Origin of the sequence: Micromonospora sp. NPDC050795 (assembly GCF_044456785.1) — a bacterium.
Taxonomy (GTDB): domain Bacteria; phylum Actinomycetota; class Actinomycetes; order Mycobacteriales; family Micromonosporaceae; genus Micromonospora.
Map to the genome: position 1 here is coordinate 110,704 of NZ_JBITGE010000006.1, position 20,526 is coordinate 131,229.

Annotated in this window: 21 protein-coding genes and 1 pseudogene; 16 read left to right on the plus strand and 6 right to left on the minus strand. The window is 70.6% G+C overall.

The window, feature by feature from the left end; translation table 11 throughout:
* Window positions 1–8: 8 nt before the first annotated feature.
* Genes ACIBEF_RS07620 through ACIBEF_RS07630 form a run of 3 tightly spaced genes read right to left on the minus strand, consistent with a single transcriptional unit; the run spans window position 9 to window position 1,899 of the window.
* On the minus strand, window positions 9–950 hold the full coding sequence (locus ACIBEF_RS07620) for an ABC transporter ATP-binding protein (protein ID WP_396792094.1): 942 nt from the start codon (window positions 948–950) through the stop codon (window positions 9–11).
* Window positions 947–1,258, minus strand: a complete 312-nt coding sequence (locus ACIBEF_RS07625; protein WP_396792096.1) for a transcriptional regulator — start codon at window positions 1,256–1,258, stop codon at window positions 947–949. Before ACIBEF_RS07625 ends, ACIBEF_RS07620 begins: the two co-directional genes overlap by 4 nt.
* Window positions 1,255–1,899 carry a transporter gene (locus ACIBEF_RS07630; RefSeq protein WP_396792098.1) on the minus strand — a complete coding sequence of 215 codons (645 nt, stop codon included), beginning with the start codon at window positions 1,897–1,899 and terminating at the stop codon, window positions 1,255–1,257. The genes ACIBEF_RS07625 and ACIBEF_RS07630 overlap by 4 nt, the downstream gene beginning before the upstream one ends.
* A 135-nt stretch (window positions 1,900–2,034) precedes the next feature.
* Here ACIBEF_RS07630 and ACIBEF_RS07635 point away from each other — a divergent pair, with 135 nt between their 5' ends.
* From ACIBEF_RS07635 to ACIBEF_RS07650, 4 genes are read left to right on the plus strand one after another with little or no spacing between them, the layout of a single operon-like run.
* On the plus strand, window positions 2,035–2,430 hold the full coding sequence (locus ACIBEF_RS07635) for a type VII secretion target (protein WP_396792100.1): 396 nt from the start codon (window positions 2,035–2,037) through the stop codon (window positions 2,428–2,430).
* Window positions 2,427–3,353 (plus strand): WXG100 family type VII secretion target, encoded by a 927-nt coding sequence (locus ACIBEF_RS07640; protein ID WP_396792102.1) that lies wholly within the window; start codon window positions 2,427–2,429, stop codon window positions 3,351–3,353. The genes ACIBEF_RS07635 and ACIBEF_RS07640 overlap by 4 nt, the downstream gene beginning before the upstream one ends.
* Before the next feature lie 9 nt (window positions 3,354–3,362).
* Window positions 3,363–3,707: a YbaB/EbfC family nucleoid-associated protein gene (locus ACIBEF_RS07645; RefSeq protein ID WP_396792104.1), complete on the plus strand. Its 345-nt coding sequence runs from the start codon at window positions 3,363–3,365 to the stop codon at window positions 3,705–3,707.
* On the plus strand, window positions 3,707–4,318 hold the full coding sequence (locus ACIBEF_RS07650; protein ID WP_396792106.1) for a hypothetical protein: 612 nt from the start codon (window positions 3,707–3,709) through the stop codon (window positions 4,316–4,318). Before ACIBEF_RS07645 ends, ACIBEF_RS07650 begins: the two co-directional genes overlap by 1 nt.
* Here the strand turns inward: ACIBEF_RS07650 and ACIBEF_RS07655 are convergent.
* Window positions 4,307–6,496, minus strand: a complete 2,190-nt coding sequence (locus tag ACIBEF_RS07655) for a HelD family protein (RefSeq protein WP_396792108.1) — start codon at window positions 6,494–6,496, stop codon at window positions 4,307–4,309. The genes ACIBEF_RS07650 and ACIBEF_RS07655 overlap by 12 nt on opposite strands.
* A 594-nt stretch (window positions 6,497–7,090) precedes the next feature.
* On the opposite strand from ACIBEF_RS07655, the gene ACIBEF_RS07660 reads away from it, so the two are divergent.
* On the plus strand, window positions 7,091–7,942 hold the full coding sequence (locus tag ACIBEF_RS07660; RefSeq protein WP_396792110.1) for a menaquinone biosynthetic enzyme MqnA/MqnD family protein: 852 nt from the start codon (window positions 7,091–7,093) through the stop codon (window positions 7,940–7,942).
* 15 nt (window positions 7,943–7,957) lie between these two features.
* On the opposite strand, the gene ACIBEF_RS07665 is transcribed toward ACIBEF_RS07660, so the two are convergent.
* Together ACIBEF_RS07665 and ACIBEF_RS07670 are read right to left on the minus strand one after the other, a co-directional pair.
* Window positions 7,958–8,920 (minus strand): hypothetical protein, encoded by a 963-nt coding sequence (locus ACIBEF_RS07665; protein ID WP_396792112.1) that lies wholly within the window; start codon window positions 8,918–8,920, stop codon window positions 7,958–7,960.
* Window positions 8,920–9,909 (minus strand): hypothetical protein, encoded by a 990-nt coding sequence (locus ACIBEF_RS07670; RefSeq protein ID WP_396792114.1) that lies wholly within the window; start codon window positions 9,907–9,909, stop codon window positions 8,920–8,922. The genes ACIBEF_RS07665 and ACIBEF_RS07670 overlap by 1 nt, the downstream gene beginning before the upstream one ends.
* 371 nt (window positions 9,910–10,280) lie before the next feature.
* On the opposite strand from ACIBEF_RS07670, the gene paaA reads away from it, so the two are divergent.
* The 11 genes and pseudogenes from paaA to ACIBEF_RS07725 all read left to right on the plus strand — a co-directional run bounded on the left by paaA (window position 10,281) and on the right by ACIBEF_RS07725 (window position 20,519).
* A complete protein-coding gene (paaA, locus tag ACIBEF_RS07675; RefSeq protein WP_396792116.1) occupies window positions 10,281–11,357 on the plus strand; it encodes a 1,2-phenylacetyl-CoA epoxidase subunit PaaA in 1,077 nt (358 codons plus the stop codon).
* On the plus strand, window positions 11,354–11,674 hold the full coding sequence (paaB, locus tag ACIBEF_RS07680) for a 1,2-phenylacetyl-CoA epoxidase subunit PaaB (protein ID WP_396792118.1): 321 nt from the start codon (window positions 11,354–11,356) through the stop codon (window positions 11,672–11,674). The genes paaA and paaB overlap by 4 nt, the downstream gene beginning before the upstream one ends.
* Entirely contained in the window at window positions 11,671–12,396 is a 726-nt protein-coding gene (gene paaC / locus ACIBEF_RS07685; protein WP_396792120.1) for a 1,2-phenylacetyl-CoA epoxidase subunit PaaC, read from the plus strand. Before paaB ends, paaC begins: the two co-directional genes overlap by 4 nt.
* Before the next feature lie 23 nt (window positions 12,397–12,419).
* Entirely contained in the window at window positions 12,420–12,914 is a 495-nt protein-coding gene (gene paaD, locus ACIBEF_RS07690; RefSeq protein ID WP_355005184.1) for a 1,2-phenylacetyl-CoA epoxidase subunit PaaD, read from the plus strand.
* Entirely contained in the window at window positions 12,911–14,020 is a 1,110-nt protein-coding gene (gene paaE / locus ACIBEF_RS07695; protein WP_396792122.1) for a 1,2-phenylacetyl-CoA epoxidase subunit PaaE, read from the plus strand. Before paaD ends, paaE begins: the two co-directional genes overlap by 4 nt.
* A gap of 157 nt (window positions 14,021–14,177) precedes the next feature.
* Window positions 14,178–15,368, plus strand: a complete 1,191-nt coding sequence (gene mqnC, locus ACIBEF_RS07700) for a cyclic dehypoxanthinyl futalosine synthase (RefSeq protein WP_357231653.1) — start codon at window positions 14,178–14,180, stop codon at window positions 15,366–15,368.
* A 374-nt stretch (window positions 15,369–15,742) separates the two neighbouring features.
* Window positions 15,743–16,786, plus strand: a pseudogene (locus ACIBEF_RS07705) (cell wall anchor protein); the annotation flags it as partial.
* Window positions 16,787–17,578: 792 nt separating this feature from the next.
* Window positions 17,579–18,289, plus strand: coding sequence for a demethylmenaquinone methyltransferase (locus ACIBEF_RS07710; protein ID WP_196920656.1), 711 nt, complete (start codon window positions 17,579–17,581; stop codon window positions 18,287–18,289).
* Window positions 18,290–18,376: 87 nt separating this feature from the next.
* Complete coding sequence (locus tag ACIBEF_RS07715; protein ID WP_091395588.1) at window positions 18,377–18,601, plus strand: hypothetical protein; 225 nt, start codon at window positions 18,377–18,379, stop codon at window positions 18,599–18,601.
* A gap of 139 nt (window positions 18,602–18,740) precedes the next feature.
* The gene (locus ACIBEF_RS07720) at window positions 18,741–20,018 is read left to right on the plus strand and encodes a geranylgeranyl reductase family protein (RefSeq protein WP_357196575.1); all 1,278 of its coding nucleotides are present in this window, start codon (window positions 18,741–18,743) and stop codon (window positions 20,016–20,018) included.
* Window positions 20,019–20,153: 135 nt separating this feature from the next.
* Window positions 20,154–20,519: an NADH-quinone oxidoreductase subunit A gene (locus tag ACIBEF_RS07725; protein WP_007454588.1), complete on the plus strand. Its 366-nt coding sequence runs from the start codon at window positions 20,154–20,156 to the stop codon at window positions 20,517–20,519.
* Window positions 20,520–20,526 lie beyond the last annotated feature (7 nt).

Below are 20,526 nucleotides of genomic sequence, written 5' to 3' on the forward strand. Positions count from 1 at the left end.
TCGCCTCCTCAGACGGTGGTGGGTAAGCCGCCGGCAGCGGCGGTGGCGGGACGGTCGGTGCCGGCGAGCGTGTCTTCGCTGGACGCGTCTCCGCTGGTGATGGCGAGGAACGCCTCCTCCAGCGAGGTCGGCCGTACCTCCAGGTCGGTGAACGGGGTCCGGGCCGTGACAAGTGCTCGGACCAGTTCGTCGGCGTCGGTGGTGAGCAGGTGCAGCCGACCGTCGACCCGTTCGGTGCGAACCACCCCCGGCAGGTCGGGCAGGTCATCGGCGACCAGGCTGACCCGGCGTACGCCCACGATGCCGCGCACCGCGTCCACCGTGTCGTCGGCGAGCACCCGGCCCTGCCCGATGACCACCACCCGGTGGGCGAGCGCCTCCACCTCCTCCAGGTAGTGACTGCTCAGCAGCACGGTGCCGCCGTCGTCGTGGAAGGCCCGGATCGCGTCCCAGAGGGTGCGCCGGGCGGCAACGTCCAGGCCCGTGGTCGGTTCGTCGAGCAGCACCAACCGGGGCCGGCCGACGAACGCCAACGCCACCGCCAGCCTGCGGCGTTGCCCGCCGGAGAGCCCTCCGGTCTGCCGTCGGGTCAGGTCGGCGAGGCCGAAGCGGTCGAGCAACTCCGCCCGGGGCACCGGGTCGGGGTAGTGCGCGGAGACGAAGTCGACGACCTCGCCGACGCGCAGGGTGCTGGGCGGGCCGGTCTCCTGCATCGTGACCCCGATCTGTCGCCGGCTCGCCGGGTCGCGGGGGTCGCCCCCGAACAGCTCGACCCGCCCCGAGCTGGGGCGGCGCAGGCCCGTCAGCAGTTTCATCAGGGTGCTCTTGCCGGCGCCGTTCGGCCCGAGCAGGCCGACCAGCTCACCGGCTTCGACTTCCAGGTCGACACGGTCGAGCGCGAGGACGTCGCCGTACCGGCGGCTGGCCTGGTCGGCGCGGGCGAGGGTCATGGCTGCTCCTTCGACGGGGTGGGGTCGAGCAGGGCGCGGATCGCTTCGGTGTACTCCTCGAACGCCAGCCGACCTCGCCGGCTGAGCCCGACCAGGGTCGTCGGGGTCCGTCCACGATGGGTCTTGCTGATCTCCACGTAGCCGGCGTCCTCGAGTTTGCGCAGGTGCGCCGAGAGGTTGCCGGCGGTCATCGCGAGCAGCTCCTGCAGGCGGGGGAACGCGATCTTGTCGCCGACGTTGAGAGCGGAGAGGCTGGCGACGACCCGCAGCCGGGCCTGCGCGTGGATGACCGGATCCAGCTCGGTCACGGCTGCTGTCGCTGTCGCTGCCGCCGCCGGGCGAGCGCGCCGGCCACCAGCATTCCGCCGCCGCCGGCCAAGGCCACGACGAGCGGATGCCAGCCCGGCCCGGCGAACGCCCCGACCAGGTTGATCAGGCTGATCCAGACGCCCAGCCGGAAGAGGTCCTGGTCCAGCCAGACCGCCCCGCCGGCCATGTGCAGCGCACCGGTCAGCCCGACGGCGGTCGCCGACCAGAGCAGCGCGGCCAGGTCGTGCGGCAGGTGTTCGGAGATCCGGCCCAGCCCCGCGTAGACGCTCACCGTTCCGAGCGCCCAGGCGTACCCGTACCACTTGCCACGCCGGGCGGAGTCGCCGGTCACCTGGCCGTAGGCCCGCATGCTGACCACCGCCTGGGTCGCTCCGGCGGCCGCGAGCAGTACGAAAAGGACGGTCAGCGGCAGCCAGCTCGGCAGTGCGACCAGCGCCCGCTCACCCGGGGGGAATCGCAGGAAGAACAGCCCGAAACCGACCAGCCAGGCGACACCCCACGGCCAGTAGAGCAGGCGGGCGTCGGGGTCGAGCTGGCGTGCCGTCGCTGACCGCTGGTCCTGGATCAGCCGGAGCGCCGCCGCGGCGTCAGTGGGCGGTGAATCATCGTCGAGGTCCACGCAAACTACTTTAAGACACAAAGTCGAGCGGGGTGACCCCGCCATCACCGACGGGACCCCCGATCCCGGCGAGCATTGCCTATGGTGGTTCAGTCGTGACGACTGATCCGTCGCACAGGCCACAGGGGAGGGTTCGTGTCAAGCCCGAGCAATGAGCTGGAGGTCCAGCCGGAGGCTCTGACGGCGTTCGCCGCCGGGTCCAAGGATCGGGCGGCCCGTTTCCGCGAACTGCACCGCGCCTTCGGCGACGGGCACGTGCCACGGCACGCCTTCGGGGTGATGCCGGCGTCCTTCAACCTCGCGTCGACGTACGCCGAGCAGTTCGAGGCGTGCCTTCAAGGGCTGGCCGACGGCGCCGAGATGATGGCGGACATCGCCGAGGGGCTCACCGACACCGCCGCCGCCTACACCGGCACCGACGTTGCCAACACCGACCTCTTCGTGCCCGGCCGCCCGCCCGCTCCCGACCTCATCGCACCCGGCCCCTGGTCCGGTGGCAACGGCACTCCGACCGGTTCGGTGCCGGCGTGAGCACCGAGGCGTTGCAGCGCAACAAGACCTACTTCGAGCAGATCGTCTCGGGCACGCCCGAGCCCTTCAAGCCGCTCTCCAACGCGGTGCTCTGGCCGTTCGAGCAGCTGTTGGAGCTGGTCGCCGGCGAACCGGACGACCTGATGCGGGCCGCGCAGCTCTGCCTGGACACCGGCGCGGCGGTACGCGAGATCGCCGGTGACCAGATCGCCGACCGGGCCCGCCTGCGTGGCGCCTGGTCGGGCGACGCGGCCGAGGGCTTCCACGCCTCCATGGAGTCGGTCGAGGCGGCGATCGAGGAGCTGACCCAGGGGCTCGACGGCACCAAGGACGTGCTGGTCGAGGCGGCGAACGCGGCGGTGGACGCGTTCAATCTGCTGGTCGAGCTGATCCTTGAGTTCCTGCTCTGGTTCCTCACCGAGGTGATCATCGCGGCGGTGGCCGCTGCGCTGAGTGCCGGCGTCTCGTTGGCCGCCACGGTGGTCCGGGTGCTGGCCCGGCTGGCCACCACGGTGGGTCGGATGGTCAAGATCGTCGCCCGGTTCGCCGAGGTGCTCACCCGCCTCGCCGCCCGGCTGGGCAAGGTCGCCGGGCAGCTCCGCAAGTACGCGGACACCGTCATGGAGATCAAGAAGCGGAAGAAGCAGTACAAGCTGCTCAGCAAGGGCGGCTGGACGGCCGAGGGGCGGGCCTTTCAGGTCGAGAAGTTCAAGACCCTCTTCCCGGGCAAGTTCGTCATCAACCAGGTCTCGCCGGTCAACATCCCCGGGTTCGGCGGCGCTCTGCTGGACACCGGCGTGGGCCTGCACGACATCTCCGACGGGCAGAAGGACCGCAACTACCTGGTGGACGGCACGTACAGCGAGGACCTGGGCCCGTACACAGCGGGTGTGCAGAATGTCTTCGACTCCATCGTGAACTGAGAGGCAGCCATGACCTTCCCCGCCCTGGACCGAATCGAGGCGCTGGCTCGCAACCTCGACGGATGGCAGCGGCAACTCGCCGATCGGATGGCGGAGCTGGAGGAGACCAGCGCCGAGGGTGTGAGCGACTCCGGTCTGGTGCGGGTCACCGCCGCGGCCGACGGCAAGATCCTCTCTTCGGAGCTGAACGCGCGGGCGATGCGACTGGACTCCTACAGCCTGGCCGAGGAGTTCACCGCAGCCGCCAACCGGGCGCAGGAAGCCGCCGCGGCCCGCGTCCGGGAGTTGGTCGGGGAGGTCATCGGCGACGCAGGCGGCGGTCCGCGCCGGTCCGCCGACCACGAGGGACGCTGATGACGACCGACGGGAGCCAGGCACGGTACGTCGAGGGGATCACCCGACTGCTGGCGGCCGGGGAGCAGGTGCGCGCGGTGGCCCAGGTGCGGGCGGGCGGCGGGCTGACGCCGGCACCTCCCTCGCAGCCGTCGACCCCACCCGCAACCGGCGGGCCGGGCTTCCTGGGTGTCCTGCTCAACGTGCTCTCCCCGAACATCACCTTCGGCCGGGCGGACAACGCCGTCGACTGGCTCTTCTTCGGTGTCGGAGGTCGAGGCGCCCCGGATTCCCAGGCATCCGTGCTGCACCAACCCCTGACCGCCGCGGCGAAGGGCCCCGGCCTCCGGACCCTCGTGCTGGGGGTCACCGACCAGCGGCTGCTGCTCGGCGCGACAGCACCCGTCGGCCTGCTCTCCAGCTCGACGGCGGACGAACAGGCGCAGGCCGACATCGAACTGCTCGGGTCCGTCCCGCGCACGACCGTCGCCGCCCGGGTCGGCAGGTACCGGCTGAACTGGAAACGGCTGCGGATCGACTTCGCCGACGGGTCGTGGCTGTCGTTCCACGTGCCGCTGGCCGACTCCAGCCGCCCGCTGCGGGAGGTCGCGGCAGCCCTGTCAGCCGGCTGAACCACCGACGAGCGGGGCGGGCAGCGGCGCAACGTGCAGCACCGCCAGCCGGGACACCGCCCGGGTGAGCACCACGTACAGCCGGTGCAGCCCGCGCGGCTCGGCCGCGACGATCGCGGCCGGCTCGACCACCACCACATGGTCGTACTCCAGGCCCTTGACCAGCGTCGCGGGCACCACCGTGACCCGCTCTGCGGCCGCCACGTCGTCGGCGGTCGCGGTCTCGACACCGGCCTCGGCCAGCGCCGCGCGCAGGCCGTCGACCGCGTCGTCCGCGGCGATCACCCCGACCGATCCGTCGTGCGCGAGCGCCGCGCGCACCTCGGCCACCGTCGCCGAGGTCAGGTCGGTCACCGTACGCACGTCCAGGCCGCCGTCGTGGCGCAGCGACTCAGCCGGCGGTACGTCCACCGCGAGCGCCGGGAGCAGCAGGTTCGCGAATGCGACGACTGCGGCGGGCACCCGGAACCCGATGGTCAACGGGACCACCACCGCGTCCGGCTTACCCAGATGGGCGAGAGACTCCCTCCAGTCCGTCGCCGCCCACGGCGCGGTGCCCTGGGCGAGGTCACCGAGGAGCGTGACCGAGCCGTGCTCACTGCGCCGAGCGATGGCCCGACACTGCATCGGGGAGAGGTCCTGCGCCTCGTCCACCACCACGTGCCCGAACCCGGAGAGCCGTTCCAGCAGTCCGGTCGCCTCGTCGATCAGCACCGCATCGGCAGCGGTCCAACGGGTCGCCTTCGGCGTGCGGGCCGGCTTCACCCACGTCAACTGCTCCTGCTCGGCGTCGCTGAGCAGCCCGTCCGCTGCGGCGGCGAGCCGGTCCGGATCGGAGAACAGGCCGTGCACCAGCCCTTCCGGGGTGAGCGACGGCCAGACCGCGTCCAGGAAGTCGAGCACCGGCCGGCAACGGCTCATCCGGCGCAGCCAGGCATCGCTGGGCGACTCCGCACGCCGCGCCTCGGCCTGCCGTTGCAGCAGACTCACCACCCGCGCCTGGACACGTTCCCGACCCGTGCCGTACGGCAGCCCTTCCCGGCGGGTCTCCTCGACGATCCGGTGCAACGGCTCCACGCCGATGCGCCAGCGGAACGAGCCGTCCGACACGGTGATCGATTCGGTCGGAGTGCCGATCTGCGCCTGCACGGCGCGTCGCAGCACGCTCGCCATCCGTGCGTCGTGTTTGAGCGCGGCCACCGCCGGCGCCTCGACCGCCCGAACCGCCACGCGGGAGATCAATTCCTCCACAGTGGCCTGCTCGACCTCGACCTCACCGAGCGCCGGCAGCACCGCCGCGATGTACGACAGGAACGCCCGGTTCGGCCCGACGATCAACACACCCGCCCGCCGCAACCGCTCCCGATGCAGGTAGAGCAGGTACGCGGCCCGGTGCAGACCGACAGCCGTCTTCCCCGTACCCGGCGCGCCCTGCACACAGATCGAGTCGGCGAGATCAGCCCGGACCAGCTCGTCCTGCTCCGGCTGGATCGTCGCGACGATGTCCCGCATCGGCCCGACGCGTGGACGCTCGATCTCGGCGGTCAGGATCCGACTGGTCGTACCGAGCTCTTCGCCCCGATCCAGCCGCTCGTCCTCGAAGCTGGTCAGCACACCATTGCTGAACCCGAACCGTCGCCGAACCGCCACCCCCTGCGGATCCCGCACACTGGCCCGGTAGAACGACCGGGAGACCGGTGCCCGCCAGTCCAGCACCAACGGCTCACCACGCTCATCGGTGACATGCCGTCGCCCCACGTGATACCGCCGGCCGTGATGATCGTCGCTGGCGTCAGGCGCGGTCGGCTCGCTGGCGGGCCTGCCGGCTGTGGTCCGGTTGTCGGTGGTCCCGCGGTCCGTGGCGCTGCTGTTGGTGCTGTTGTCGGTGGTGCTGTTGACGGGGGCGCCGGCGAAGTCGAGGCGGCCGAAGAAGAGCGGGGTGGTCGGGTCGTCGGCCAGCTCGGCGACCCGGCGGGCCAGGGTGCGGCCGAGCGTCTCGGCCGCGTACGCGTCGCCGGCCACCTGGTCACCGGTGGCGAAAAGAGACTCGGCCCGCTCCCGCATCCGACGCAGTGCCGCCCGCGAGGTGCTGAGGTGCGCGCGTTCGGCGGCCAGGTCCGCGTCGAGGCCGGTGTCGGTGTCGGTGTCGGGCTCAGTGTCGAGGTCAAGTGCGGGCATGCTGACGTCCCATCGTTCACATCTGCTGCGCGCTCGCGTGTCCGGGGGCGGATGGCCGCCCGCCCGGCGCGAAGACGTCCGTTCCGGTGCAGCTCACCTCGGCCGTCAAGCGGCCTGCAACCCTACGCTTCTCAACCCGCCGCAGCCATCGAATTACCGACGCGACCACTCGTCCGAGACGGCGTGTCGCGCGGTCGGCTGTCGCTGGACGATCACGCCCCGCCCCGGGGGCCGTGCTTCCTCCTGCCGCGACCGAGGGGCCGCCGGTGATCGACTCGGCTTTCAGGAAGTCGCGGTCTCTGGGCTGGTGCGACGCCCCGGTTTTCAGGAAGCCGAGTCGATCACAAGGACACGCGGCTTGCTGCGTCAGAGACAGCAGGGTCGTCGCGGTCGCGGTCGCGGTCGCGGGCGGTGCCGGTCGCGGTGGCTGTGCCGGTCGAGGTGGCGGTGCCGGTCCGAAGGCGCGCTGCCGCTGGTGGTGCTGGTCTTCGTGCCGGTCGGGACCGGGGCGGCACGACGGTCGTCAAGTGCGGGCTTGGCCACTCCGGGCCGGCCCGCCGAGCCGGAGCCGGCAGCCGGGGATACGGTCGGGCCATGGCTGAGCGCATCGCACGCCCGCGGGTCGGGCACATCCAGTTCCTGAACTGCCTGCCGATCTACTGGGGTCTGATGCGCTCCGGTGCCCTGCTCGACGTCGACCTGCAGAAGGACTCGCCGGACCGGTTGAGCGCGGCGCTGGTCGCCGGCGACCTCGACATCGGCCCGATCACGCTGTTGGAGTATCTGAAGCACGCCGACGAGTTGCTGCTCCTGCCGGACCTGGCGGTGGGCAGTGACGGGCCGGTGCTCTCGGTCAACATGGTCTCCACCCGGCCGCTCGCCGAGCTGGACGGCGCCCGGGTGGCGCTCGGCTCGACCTCGCGGACCGGGGTGATGACGGCCCAGTTGCTGCTCGCCGAGCAGTACAACGTGCGGCCCGAGTACTTCCGCTGCCCGCCGGACCTGACCCAGATGCTGCTGGAGGCCGACGCGGCAGTGCTGATCGGGGACGTGGCGCTGCGGGCGTACTACGAGGCGCCGCAGAAGGGCCTCATTGTCACCGACCTCGGGCAGGCGTGGCGGGAGTGGACCGGGCTGCCGATGGTCTTCGCCGTCTGGGCGGTCCGCCGTGACTTCGCCGCCGCCCACCCGGGCCTGGTGAAGGAGGTGCACGAGGCCTTCCTGCGCTCGCGGGATCTTTGCCTGGCCGAGTTGGACCAGGTCGCCGAGGCGGCTGCCCGCTGGGAGGCCTTCGACGCGGAGACGCTGGCCACGTACTTCCGGACCCTCGACTTTTCCCTCGGCGAGCGCCAGGTCACCGGGCTGCGCGAGTGGGCCCGTCGGGCCGCCGCCATCGGCGAGGCCCCGGCGCTGCCGGACGGCGGCCCGGAGTTCTTCGCCGGCTGACCGCTGCCAAGCGGCTCAGGTGCCGGGGCGGAGCAGTGCCTCGGTGATCTTCTCGCAGTTCTTCATGCCGTAGTCGTAGCCCATGTTGATCGGGTACTTGACCATCACGCCCATCGTCCAGGTGTCACCGATGGCCAGGCAGTTGATGTGCATCTCCTGCTCCTTGGTCCGGTCGATCCACCCGTTCTTGATGGCGATCTTCTTCTGCTCGGCGGCCGGGAAGGCCTTGCGGATACCGAAGTCGCCGGCTCCGCGAACCAGTTTCATCTCGTTGAGCAGCCACTTGGTCCACTTCGGCCCGGCGGCCGTGCCGGTGACGATGCAGTTGCCCATTCGGGCGGTGTCCCGGGGGGAGAGCGCCGTCCGGCTCCAGCCGCCGTCGGGGGCCACGCTGCTGTCGGTCAGCTTGCACATGGAGATGAGCCGCTTGATCGACGCTTCCCGGTCGACCTGGTTGTAGAACTGTTCGGCCCGGGCGTTGTCGCTGTCCCGGATGATCCGCGTCGCGTCGGCGAGCTTCGCGTCGCTCGGGGTCTGGCCGGCGTCGGCTGCGCGACGCAGGAAGTCTGCGACGATCCATGCCTTGATCATCGAGGCGGTCGTGCTGGTCTCGCCCATGTTCTTCGAACCGATGATCTTTCCGGTTCGGCGGTCGAGGACGCTCCAGGAATACCAGCCCTCGATGTTCAGGTCGAGGTCCTTGGCAACGAACGGCAGCGGCTCCAGCGACGGGCTGGGCTTCGGCGACGCGGAGGACGGCTGGCGGGCGCTGCGGTCGGTGCCGGAGCCGGTGGGACGGTCGCTGGTGCCGGAGCCCGCGTCACCCCACTTGGCCGCGGCTGACGCCTCGAACGGCGACCCGGGCAGCAGTCGCAGCGACACCAGGACCAGCCCGATCAGGATGACCGCGACGGCGATCAGCCGAACCGGGGAGGCCTCGCCGCCGTCGCGGCGGTCGACTCGACGGTTGCCGGCCATCAGAGCTTTCCGACCGGCTGCTGCGGCACCTTGAGCGCGGCGCCCGGCTGCGGGGTGACCAGTTGGGTGGCCACACTGGCGCAGACCTTCGCGCCGTAGTCCAGGCCCGTCCTGATCGGGTAGCGCAGCATCACCGCGAGGCTCCACTTGCTGGTGACGGCGAGGCAGTTGACGTGCCAGTCGCCGTCGCCGTAGATGGGGGTCCAGCCGTTCTTCATGCTGACCGGGCCCTGAGAGGTGATCGACTTGGGTAGACCGTCGATGATCCCCCAGCGGCCACCACCGGACGAGGGTTTCTGGTCCTTGGCCGCGGTGGTGCCCTTCACCTTGCTCATCTGGTCCAACACCCACTTGGTCCACTTCGGGCCGGCAGCCTTGCCGTCGGCGATGCAGTCGCCGACGCGAGCCGCGTCCCGGGGGGACATCCGGGTGAAGCTCCAGTAGCCGGTGTACGGCTTGACGTTGCCGCGCTTGGTGTCGGTCAGCCCGCAGATCTTGATCGCCCGGACGATGACGGGGTCGGGGATGCTGCTGGACGAGGGCTTGTACGAGCCACCCGCAGCGGCGTACACCTTGTTGGCCGCTCCGTCGTTGCTGTCGACGATGGCGAGTCGAGCCGCCTCCTTCAACGCTGCGGACGGCTCCCTGTCGCCGAGCTGTCGCAGGTAGTCGGAGACGATCCACGCCTTGATCATCGACTCGGTGGAGCTGGTCGCGGCCATGTTCGGCGACCCGGAGATCTTGCCCGTCTTCCGGTCCAGCAGGGCCCACGAGAAGAACTCACCCTTGAAGCTCACCGACACCGGGCCGGCGGCCAGGGTGGGCGGCGGTGGTGGGGTGGGCGCGGGCGCGGCGACGCTCGACGTGCCGCCTCCACCGCCTCCGCCGCTGTCGTCGCTGGCGAGCCGGGCGTACGCGGTGGGGACCAGCAGGACGCCGCCGAGCACGACCGCCGTGATGGCGAGCACCAGGGTCACGCGAGATCGCATGAGTGGGTGAACTCCAGGTGTCAGGGCCGGGGGGACCGGCTTGTCGTCGGGACGAATCGGGTGCGATCGCCGAGGCCGGGGGAGGTGGCCTCTGTGGAGATGTCGATGTCGGCAGCCGATCGGTTGTCCGGCAGAAGTCTACGTCCGGACCAGCGGACCGCCAGGGTTCGACACTAGGCAACCTGGGATAAAGGCGGGATATGGGGCCGGTATGAGGTTTTTGCAGTGATTCACTTTTGTTTCGTGGCCTAGGTCACGGCGACGTAACGTCCCCCAGGTAGCGCAAAGCGCTCAGCCGCTCACAGATGGGATGCCCGGATTCCTGTTACACCCCCTGGCGCAACGAGGCGCAAGCTGTAACACTTAGCCTCATGTATGGCAACGACTTCTCCGCCCCGGACGGCACCACCGACGAGGCGCCCGGCGGCCTGCTGGGCGAGGTCGAGGCCGCCGAGGCCGAGCTGCGCGCGGCGGCGGCGCGCGGGCGGCGTGGCGGACCCGCGCCGGACGAGGACCTGGCGGCGTACTTCGCGGAGGTCGTCGACGCCGAGCAGAAGGTCGAGCCCCGCGACTGGATGCCCGACGCGTACCGGCGGACGCTGATCCGGCAGATCGCCCAGCACGCCCACTCCGAGATCATCGGGATGCAGCCGGAGGGCAACTGGATCAGTCGGGCGCCGTCGCTCAAGCGCAAGGCGATCCTGCTGGCCAAGGTGCAGGACGAGGCGGGTCACGGCCTCTACCTCTACGCCGCCGCCGAGACCCTCGGCATCAGCCGCGACGAGCTGGTCCAACTGCTGCTCGACGGCCGCCAGAAGTACAGCTCGATCTTCAACTACCCCACTCTGAGCTGGGCCGACGTCGGCGCCATCGGGTGGTTGGTGGACGGCGCGGCGATCGTCAACCAGGTCCCGCTCTGCCGCTGCTCCTACGGCCCGTACGCCCGCGCGATGATCCGGGTCTGCAAGGAGGAGTCGTTCCACCAGCGGCAGGGCTACGAGATCCTGCACACCCTGGCGCACGGCACCCCCGGGCAGCAGGCGATGGCCCAGGACGCGGTGGATCGTTGGTGGTACCCGTCGCTGGCCATGTTCGGCCCGCCGGATGGCGACTCCACGCACTCGGCTCAGTCGATGGCCTGGAAGATCAAGCGCTTCTCGAACGATGATCTGCGCCAACGCTTCGTCGACATGTGCGTCCAGCAGGCCGAGATCCTCGGGCTGCGCATCCCCGATGCGGACCTGCGCTGGAACGACGAGCGGCAGGCGTACGACTACACCCAGCCGGACTACGACGAGCTGATGCAGGTGATCTCGGGCGACGGGCCGTGCAACCGGGAGCGGATGGCCCACCGCCGGGCCGCGCACGCCGACGGCGCCTGGGTACGCGAGGCCGCCGCGGCGTACGCCGCGAAGCGGGCGGGACAGAAGGAGACGGTGGCCGCGTGAGCGAGCGTAGCGAGCAAGCCGGACAACCCGGCATGACGAGTCATTCGCCTCTGTGGGAGGTCTTCGTGCGGGCCCGGCGAGGGCTGTCGCACACGCACGTCGGCAGCCTGCACGCGCCCGACGCCGAGCTTGCCCTGCGCAACGCCCGCGACCTCTACACCCGCCGCCAGGAAGGCGTGTCGATCTGGGTGGTGCCGGCCGGTGCGATCACCGCGTCCAGCCCCGACGAGAAGGACGCCTTCTTCGACCCGGCCGCCGACAAGGTCTACCGCCATCCCACCTTCTACGAGGTGCCGGACGGGGTGGCCCACCTGTGAACGGGCCCTTCGACTTCACCCTCTCGCTCGCCGACGACGCGTTGATCGCGGCCCAGCGGCTGGCCGAGTGGACCACCCGCGCGCCGGAGATGGAAGAGGACATCGCGCTCGCGAACATCGCCCTCGACCAGCTCGGGGCGGCGCGGCTGCTGCTGTCGTACGCCGGCGAGCTGGAGGGCGCCGGCCGCGACGAGGACGCGCTGGCGTACCTGCGCGACGACCGCGAGTTCCGCAACGCGCTCCTGGTCGAGCTGCCCAACGACGACTTCGCGGTGACGATGGCGAAGCTGTTCTTCCTGGCGGCGTACCAACTGCCGTTGTACACGGCGCTGGCCGGCTGCGCGGACGAGCGGTTGGCCGCGATCGGCGCGAAGGCGCGCAAGGAGTCGGCGTACCACCTGGACCACGGCGCGCTGTGGGTGAAACGGCTCGGTGACGGCACCGAGGAGTCGCATCGTCGGATGCAGGCTGCCGTCGACCAGGTGTGGCCGTACACCCACGAGCTGTTCACCGCGGCCCCGGCGGCTCCGGTCGATCCGGCCACCCTGCGGTCCTCGTTCGACGAGGTCGTCGGCCCGGTGCTGGCCGAGGCGACGCTCACCCAGCCGGACAGTTCCTGGGCCCCGGCCGGTGGACGGGCCGGTGTGCACACCGAGCACCTGGCCTACCTGCTCGCCGAGATGCAGGTGCTGCACCGTGCCCACCCCGGAGCGAAGTGGTGAGCGCGCCGAGCGCGAGCCCGGCAATCGCCGACCGCGCGGGCAGGGCGAGCGCACGGGAGGCCGCCGCCAGCGTCGTGGACCCGGAGATCCGGGTCATCACCATCGACGAACTGGGCATCCTCCGGGCGGTCGAGGAAGATCCGGCCAGTGGCCGGGTGACCGTCACCATCACCCCGACCTACACCGGCTGCCCGGCGATGGACGTGATCCGGGCCGACATCCGCCGCGCGCTCGCCGCCGCCGGCCACCCGGACGCGCAGGTCCAGACGGTCTACAGCCCACCGTGGAGCACCGACTGGATCTCCGAGGGTGGGCGGGCCAAGCTCGCCGCCGCCGGGATCGCCCCGCCGGCCCCGGTGCCCGCCGCCGGCGTCGTGTCCCTGACGCTCGCGGTCCGCTGCCCGCAGTGCGGTTCACCGGAGACCGAGCAGGTCAGCCGGTTCGGTTCCACAGCGTGCAAGGCGTTGTGGCGGTGCCGTTCCTGCTCCGAACCCTTCGACCACCTGAAGGCGCTGTGACTGTCACCATCACCCGCCCGGTTCGCCGCAGGCCGGTCTTCCACCCGTTGTCCGTCGCCGCCGTCGACCGGCTCACCGACGACGCCGTGGCGGTGACCTTCGCCGTACCCGAGGAACTGCGGGAAACCTTCGCGTTCCGCGCCGGCCAGCACCTCACCGTGCGGCGAGCCGCGGAGGACGGCACGGACGTGCGCCGGTCGTACTCGATCTGCTCCACCCCCGACGACCTCGCCCGGCACGGCCGGTTGCGGATCGGGGTGCGGGAGATCCCCGGCGGCGCCTTCTCGGCGTTCGCGTGCGGGGCGCTGCGCGGTGGCGACACCGTGGAGGTGCTGCCGCCGCTGGGCACTTTCACCACGGCGTTCGCACCGGACCGGGCGCGGCACTACGGCGCGGTCGTCGCCGGCTCCGGCATCACCCCGGTGCTCGGGCTGGTCGCGACCGCCCTGGCCGTCGAGCCGGCCAGCACCTTCACCCTGGTGTACGGCAACCGCACGGCGAACACCGTGATGTTCGCCGAGGAGTTGGCCGACCTGAAGGACCGTTACCCCACCCGGCTGCACCTGGTGCACGTCCTCTCCCGGGAACAGGGCGAGTCGCCGCTGCTCTCCGGTCGGATCGACGCCGAGCGGCTGGGCCGGTTGCTGGGCACCATCGTGCCGGGCGACCTGATCGAGGAGTGGTTCCTCTGCGGCCCGTACGCCATGGTGGTTGACGTCCGGGACGTGCTGACCGCACGTGGGCTGCCCGAGTCGGCGGTGCACACCGAGCTGTTTCACGTCGACACGCCACCGGAGCCGGTGCGCCGACCCGTCGACCAGGCGGGCACCGGGGCCGAGGTGACCATCGTGCTGGACGGCCGGTCGTCGAGCTTCACCATGGGGCGCGAGGAACGGGTGCTGGACGCCGCGCTGAAGGTGCGGGGTGAGCTGCCGTACGCCTGCAAGGGTGGCGTCTGCTCGACCTGCAAGGCGAAGGTCGTGGACGGCGCGGTCACGATGGCCCGCAACTACGCGCTGGAGCCCGACGAACTGGCTGCCGGCTACGTGCTGACCTGTCAGTCCAGCCCGACCACCGACAAGCTCACTGTCGACTACGACGCCTGATCGCGCACCCGTACCGCAGATCTTGGACACTTTCCGTCACGCCCGAACGGAAACTGTCCAAGATCTCGGCCGGACGGGGCGGTCGTCGTACTGGGGTGCTCGTCACCGGCGGCGGAGGGGCGCGTCGGCCACCGAACCGGCGACGTAGGCTCGGGGTGTGACGGTGAGCCGGGAGATCGACGACATCCTGCAGCGCGGCGCGGACGGCGGGCGGATCACGCCCGAGGAGGCGCTGCTGCTCTACACCGAGGCGCCCTTCCACGCGTTGGGCGAGGCGGCGGACGCGGTGCGCCGGCGGCGCTACCCGGACAACGTCGTCACCTACCTGATCGATCGCAACATCAACTACACGAACGTCTGCGTGACGGCGTGCAAGTTCTGCGCGTTCTACCGGGCGCCGAAGCACTCCGAGGGCTGGACCCACCCGACCGAGGAGATCCTGCGCCGCTGCGGCGAGGCGGTCGAGTTGGGCGCCACCCAGGTGATGCTCCAGGGCGGGCACCACCCCGACTACGGCGTGGAGTACTACGAGGAGCTGTTCTCCTCGGTCAAGCAGGCGTACCCGCAGCTGGTCATCCACTCGATCGGCCCCAGCGAGATCCTGCACATGGCCAAGGTCTCCGGGGTGAGCCTGGACGAGGCCATCGCCCGGATCAAGACCGCCGGCCTGGACTCGATCGCCGGCGCCGGCGCGGAGATGCTGCCCGAGCGGCCCCGCAAGGCGATCGCCCCCCTCAAGGAGTCGGGCGAGCGCTGGCTGGAGGTCATGGAGCTGGCCCACCGGCAGGGCATCGAGTCGACCGCCACCATGATGATGGGCACCGGCGAGACGCACGCCGAGCGGATCGAGCACCTGCGCATGATCCGTGACGTGCAGGACCGCACCGGCGGTTTCCGGTCGTTCATTCCGTGGACGTACCAGCCGGAGAACAACCACCTGAAGGGCCGCACCCAGGCGACCACCCTGGAATACCTGCGGCTGGTCGCGGTGGCCCGGCTCTTCTTCGAGACCGTGCCGCACCTGCAGGCGTCCTGGTTGACCACCGGTAAGGACGTCGGGCAGCTTTCGCTGCACATGGGCGTGGACGACCTCGGGTCGATCATGCTGGAGGAGAACGTCATCTCCTCCGCCGGTGCCCGGCACCGCTCCAACCTGCACGAGCTGATCGGCATGATCCGCTCGGCGGACCGGATCCCCGCGCAGCGCGACACCCTCTACAACCGGCTCGCCGTGCACCACACGCCGGCCGACGACCCGACCGACGAGCGGGTGGTCTCGCACTTCTCCTCGATCGCGCTGCCCGGCGGAGGCGCGGGCCGATCCCTGCCGCTGGTGGACGTCAGCTGACGGTCGACACCCGGCCGTTCGGCTGATCGACGCTCATGCTCCCGCCGGGTCAACCCGGCGGTACGGGTGGTCCCCGCCGCCGCAGCGTCAGCCTCTCCGGTCTGGGGCTGGTGGAGGTGATCGTCGGCGGCTAGCGTCCCGGCTCATATTCGTCGCCACCGTCGACGGAAGAGGCTGTCCTCCATCGGCCCGCTGCGGGTCGTTCATATAACGCACGGCAGTACGGGCGGGATGGGTGACCATCCCGCCCGTACTGTCTGCGCAGCTCGGGCCGGACGGATGAAAACGGCTCCGCCTGCTGGCGTGGAAGATCGGCCTCCGATAGCGTCCGCTCGTTCCGCAACCATTCTTTCTTCCCTACCCCCGGGGGACTGATGACAGCGTTCCACCGCTCGACGCTGGTGCGCGCCAGTGTCGTGGCGCTGCTCGCGGCCGGCGGCATCGCCGCCGTCGCCGCCCCAGTGCTGGCGGCCGAGCAGGCCGATCTGGCCCTGGTGCCGCTCAGCTACAACCTGGCCAAGGGTGTCACGGAGGCCAGGAGCAAGCCGTTCAAGTTCTCCGTCGACAACACCCGGAGCGAGGAAGACGCCAAGGGTGTCAGTTACACGGTGGACACCAGCAAGCTGAAGACGAACAAGGTCCGGGTCGTGGTGCCCGACGGCTGCCGGGTGAACGGCAAGAAGTTCACCTGCCGCCTCGGCGACCTGGCCGCCGGCACCAGCGAGGACTTCGGTATCCCGATCTTCTCCACCGGTGGCAAGGGCGCCGCCGGCACCCTGGTGGTCACCATCCGCTCGGCCACGGAGGACCCCAACAAGGAAGACAACAAGGTCGAGCACGACATCACCGTCACCGAACCCGGGTACGACCTGACCAGTTGGGTGCAGGACGTCAACGCCAACGTGGTGCTGAACGGTGTCAACGGCGACGACCCCGACCTTCGGCCGGTGCGGCCGGGCGAGACGGTGCCGGTCGACTGGGCGGTCTACAACGACGGCAGCCGCAAGGCCACCGGTCTCGCCTACGTGATGACCCTGCCGGCGGGCGTCACCTTCGACACCCTGCCCGACACGTGCACCACGCAGACGTTCGGCGTCGCTCAGGCGCTCTGCCAGGACGACGGCGCGGTGATTCGCCCCGGTGACTACTACACCGCGGACATCAAGGTGACAGTCGGCAAGGACGTCACCGAGCCCGTGCTGCGGGTCGGCGAGCTGGTGGCGCACGGCCTGGACGCGGCAGCGGGCAAGCCCGAGAAGCAGCCGCGACGGGCGAGCACCGCCCAGCGGAAGGCCTTCACCGAGATCGACGAGGGCGACAACCAGGCGATCTTCGACGTCTTCGTCGACCCGACTCCGACTCCGACGCCGACGGCCACGCCGACGGGGACGCCGACGCCCACGCCGACGGCCACTCCGACGGAGACGCCGACCCCGACCCCGACAGTCACGCCGACGGGGACGCCGACGCCGACGCCGACGCCGACGCCGATGCCGACGGAGACGCCGACCCCGACCCCGACGGTCACCCCGACGGAGACGCCGACCCCGACGGAGACGCCGACCCCGACCCCGACCCCGACGGTCAGCCCGACGGAGACGCCGACGCCGACGCCGACGGTCACCCCCACCCCCACGCCGACGCCGACGCCGACGCCGACGAAGACGCCCACCGTTACGCCGACGCCGACGCCGACCGCAACGGAGACGCCGACGGCCACTCCGACCGCGACGGTCACCCCGACCCCGACCCCGACCCCGACCGCGACTGCCACTCCGACGCCGGTCCCCAGCGGTACGACGACGCCGGGCACGACCGTCTCGCCGGGTGCCGGTGATGGTTCCACCGGTGGTGGCTCGGGCGGTGGCGGCCTGCCGGTGACCGGTGTGCAGGTCGGCCTGATCGGCGGCATCGGCGTGATAATCCTGCTGGTGGGTGGGGCGCTGCTGGTGCTCACGCGTCGCCGCAAGGTGGTTCTGGTCTCGCCAACGGATGAGAAGTCGACCGACTGACACCGGTGTCCTGACCAGCGGTGCGCACGAGCGGCGCGACCGCGACGGGTGCGATGGCGACAGGCGTTCTGACCGAGGTGTCACGGACGCGGGCACGACGCGAGGGCGGGGTGGGCGACCACCCCGCCCTTTCGCGTACGGGGTGCTGGCCGCCCACCCAGCGAACGTCGGTTGGCGGGCGGCTGGCAGAGTGAGGGGGTGAGCCGTACCCCGCAGGGCCAGCGCGCCAGTCTGGACAAGCAGCCGCACGAGGTCGCCGCGATGTTCGACGGCGTGGCCGAGCGTTACGACCTGACCAACACGGTGATCTCGCTGGGCCAGGATCGCTCCTGGCGGCGGGCCACCCGGGCGGCGCTCGGGCTGCGGCCGGGCGAGCGGGTGTTGGACGTGGGCGCGGGCACCGGCGTCTCGACGCGCGAGCTGGCCCAGTCCGGGGCGTACGCGGTCGGGGTCGACCTGTCACTGGGCATGTTGCACACCGGCAAGCGGGCCCGGCCCGAGGTGCCGCTGCTGGCGGGAGACGCGTTGCGGCTGCCGTTCGCCGACGCGAGCTTCGACGCGGTGACCATCTCCTTCGCGCTGCGCAACGTCAACGACACCGACGCTGCGCTGCGTGAGCTGGCCCGGGTGACCCGGCCGGGCGGCCGGCTGGTGGTCTGCGAGTTCAGCACCCCGGTCAACCCGGTCTTCCGGACGGTCTACCTGTCGTACCTGATGCGGTCGTTGCCGGCGGTGGCCCGCACGGTGTCGAGCAACCCCGAGGCGTACGTCTATCTCGCCGAGTCGGTCCGCGCCTGGCCGGCGCAGTCCGCGCTGGCCGGCCGGGTGGCCGCGGCCGGGTGGGGGCGCGTGGCGTGGCGCAACCTGACCGGTGGCGTGGTGGCCCTTCACCGGGGGATCCGCGAGTAGCGGTCGGACCGCACCAACTGGCACTGACAATTATTCAGGTTCCGTAAATATCGGACTTGGTCCACTATGCCCGGTACGCTCGATGGCATGACCGGAGCAGACCCGGCGGACCCGGTGGCCGCGACCGATGACGACGCGGCCGAGCTCATCTCCCAGTTGCGCGAGTTGGCCGGGGCCGACCCGGTGGAGGTCCGGCAGGTGGTCGCCGAGGTGTTGGCGGCTCTGGACCGGGCGGCGGGTGGGGCGCTCCGCGAGCATCTGCCGGAGACAATTCGGGTCGATGCGGGCCTGGACGCTTCCAGCCCGGCCTGACACCTGACCGCTGTGGACGGTGGTGAGCTGTCACATCGGCGAGTTAGGTACCCCTGATCCTGCGCTGGTATGACGCCGGTCATACACTCGTCCCGTCTGGCTTGTGAAGCATTTCACGAGCGTGCGGGAGGAGGCGCGGATGACCGCGGTGGAACATGACGCCGACGTCATTGTCGTGGGCGCCGGTCCCGGTGGATCAGCTACTGCGTACCACCTGGCCCGGCACGGCGTACGGGTGCTGTTGTTGGAGAAGACCGAGTTCCCCCGGGAGAAGGTCTGCGGCGACGGGTTGACCCCGCGCGCGGTCCGCCAGCTCATCCGCATGGGTGTGGACACCTCGCCCGAGGCGGGCTGGCTGCACAACCGCGGCCTGCGGGTCATCGGCGGTGGGGTGCGCCTCGAACTGGACTGGCCGGAGCTGGCCAGCTTCCCCAACTACGGTCTGGTGCGCACGCGCCTGGACTTCGACGACCTGCTCGCCCAGCGGGCGGTGGCTGCCGGCGCGAAACTTCGGACCAGCGTCAACGTGCTGGGCCCGGTGCTCGACGGCGATGGTCGCGTCACCGGCGTCGAGGCGGAGGTCGGGCCGGGCAAGGAGCCCACCACCTTCCACGCCCCGCTGGTCGTCGCGGCGGACGGCGTCTCCGGCCGGTTCCCGCTGGCGCTCGGGCTGGCCAAGCGGGAGGACCGGCCGATCGGTGTCGCCGTCCGCCGCTACTACCGCTCGCCGGCCAAGCACGAGGACAACTACCTGGAGTCCTGGCTGGAGCTGCGCAGCAAGGACAGCGGCGACAACCTGCTGCCCGGGTACGGCTGGATCTTCGGCCTCGGTGACGGGCGGGTCAACGTCGGGCTCGGCGTGCTCAACTCGTCCTCGGCGTTCGGCAAGACCAACTACCGCCGGCTGCTGACCGACTGGCTCGCCAACACCCCTGAGGACTGGGGGATGACCGACGAGACCAATGCCGACGGCCCGATCCTCGGTGCCGCGCTGCCGATGGGCTTCAACCGGGTGCCCCACTACACCCGGGGAGTGCTGCTGGTCGGCGACTCGGGCGGCATGGTCAACCCGTTCAACGGCGAGGGCATCGCGTACGCGATGGAGTCCGGCGAACTGGCCGCGGAGGTCGTGGTCCAGGCCCTCGCCCGGCCGGCCGGCCCGGAACGCGAACGCGCTCTGCTGGCGTATCCGAACGAGTTGAAGGCCCGGCTCGGCGGCTACTACCGGCTGGGCGGCATCTTCGTGAAACTGATCGGCCGCCCCGAGATCATGCGGATCGCCACCAAACACGGCATGCCACACCCGACGCTGATGCGTTTCGTGCTCAAGCTGTTGGCCAACCTGACCGACCCGCGTGGCGGGGACGCGATGGATCGGGTCATCAACGCGATGACGAAGGCCGCCCCAGCCGTATAAGTAGGACGGCATCGGTGCTGGTCAAGGCCCCGATGCCGACAAAGATCGACCCCCGCCGACTGCCGCTGCGAGGGACGTGAATAGTGTGATTTTCGTCAAGCACCGAGGGCAGGGAAGGACGAGCAGGAGAAAACGATGTCGCTCTCGCCTTACGCACCGATCATCGGGCTGTTCGCCCTCGCCGCGGCGTTCTCGCTGTTTTCCGTCGGCGCCGCCCGCTTCGCCGGTCCCCGTCGCTACAACAAGGCCAAACTCGAGGCTTACGAGTGCGGCATCGAGCCCAGCCCGCAGCCGGTCGGCGGCGGGCGGTTCCCGATCAAGTTCTACCTGACGGCGATGCTCTTCATCGTCTTCGACATCGAGATCATCTTCCTCTACCCCTGGGCGGTCTCGTTCGACGCTCTGCCGATCTTCGGCTTCGTGGAGATGGTCCTGTTCATCGTCGCGGTCTTCGTTGCGTACGCCTACGTGTGGCGGCGCGGCGGCCTGGACTGGGACTGAGGAAGGA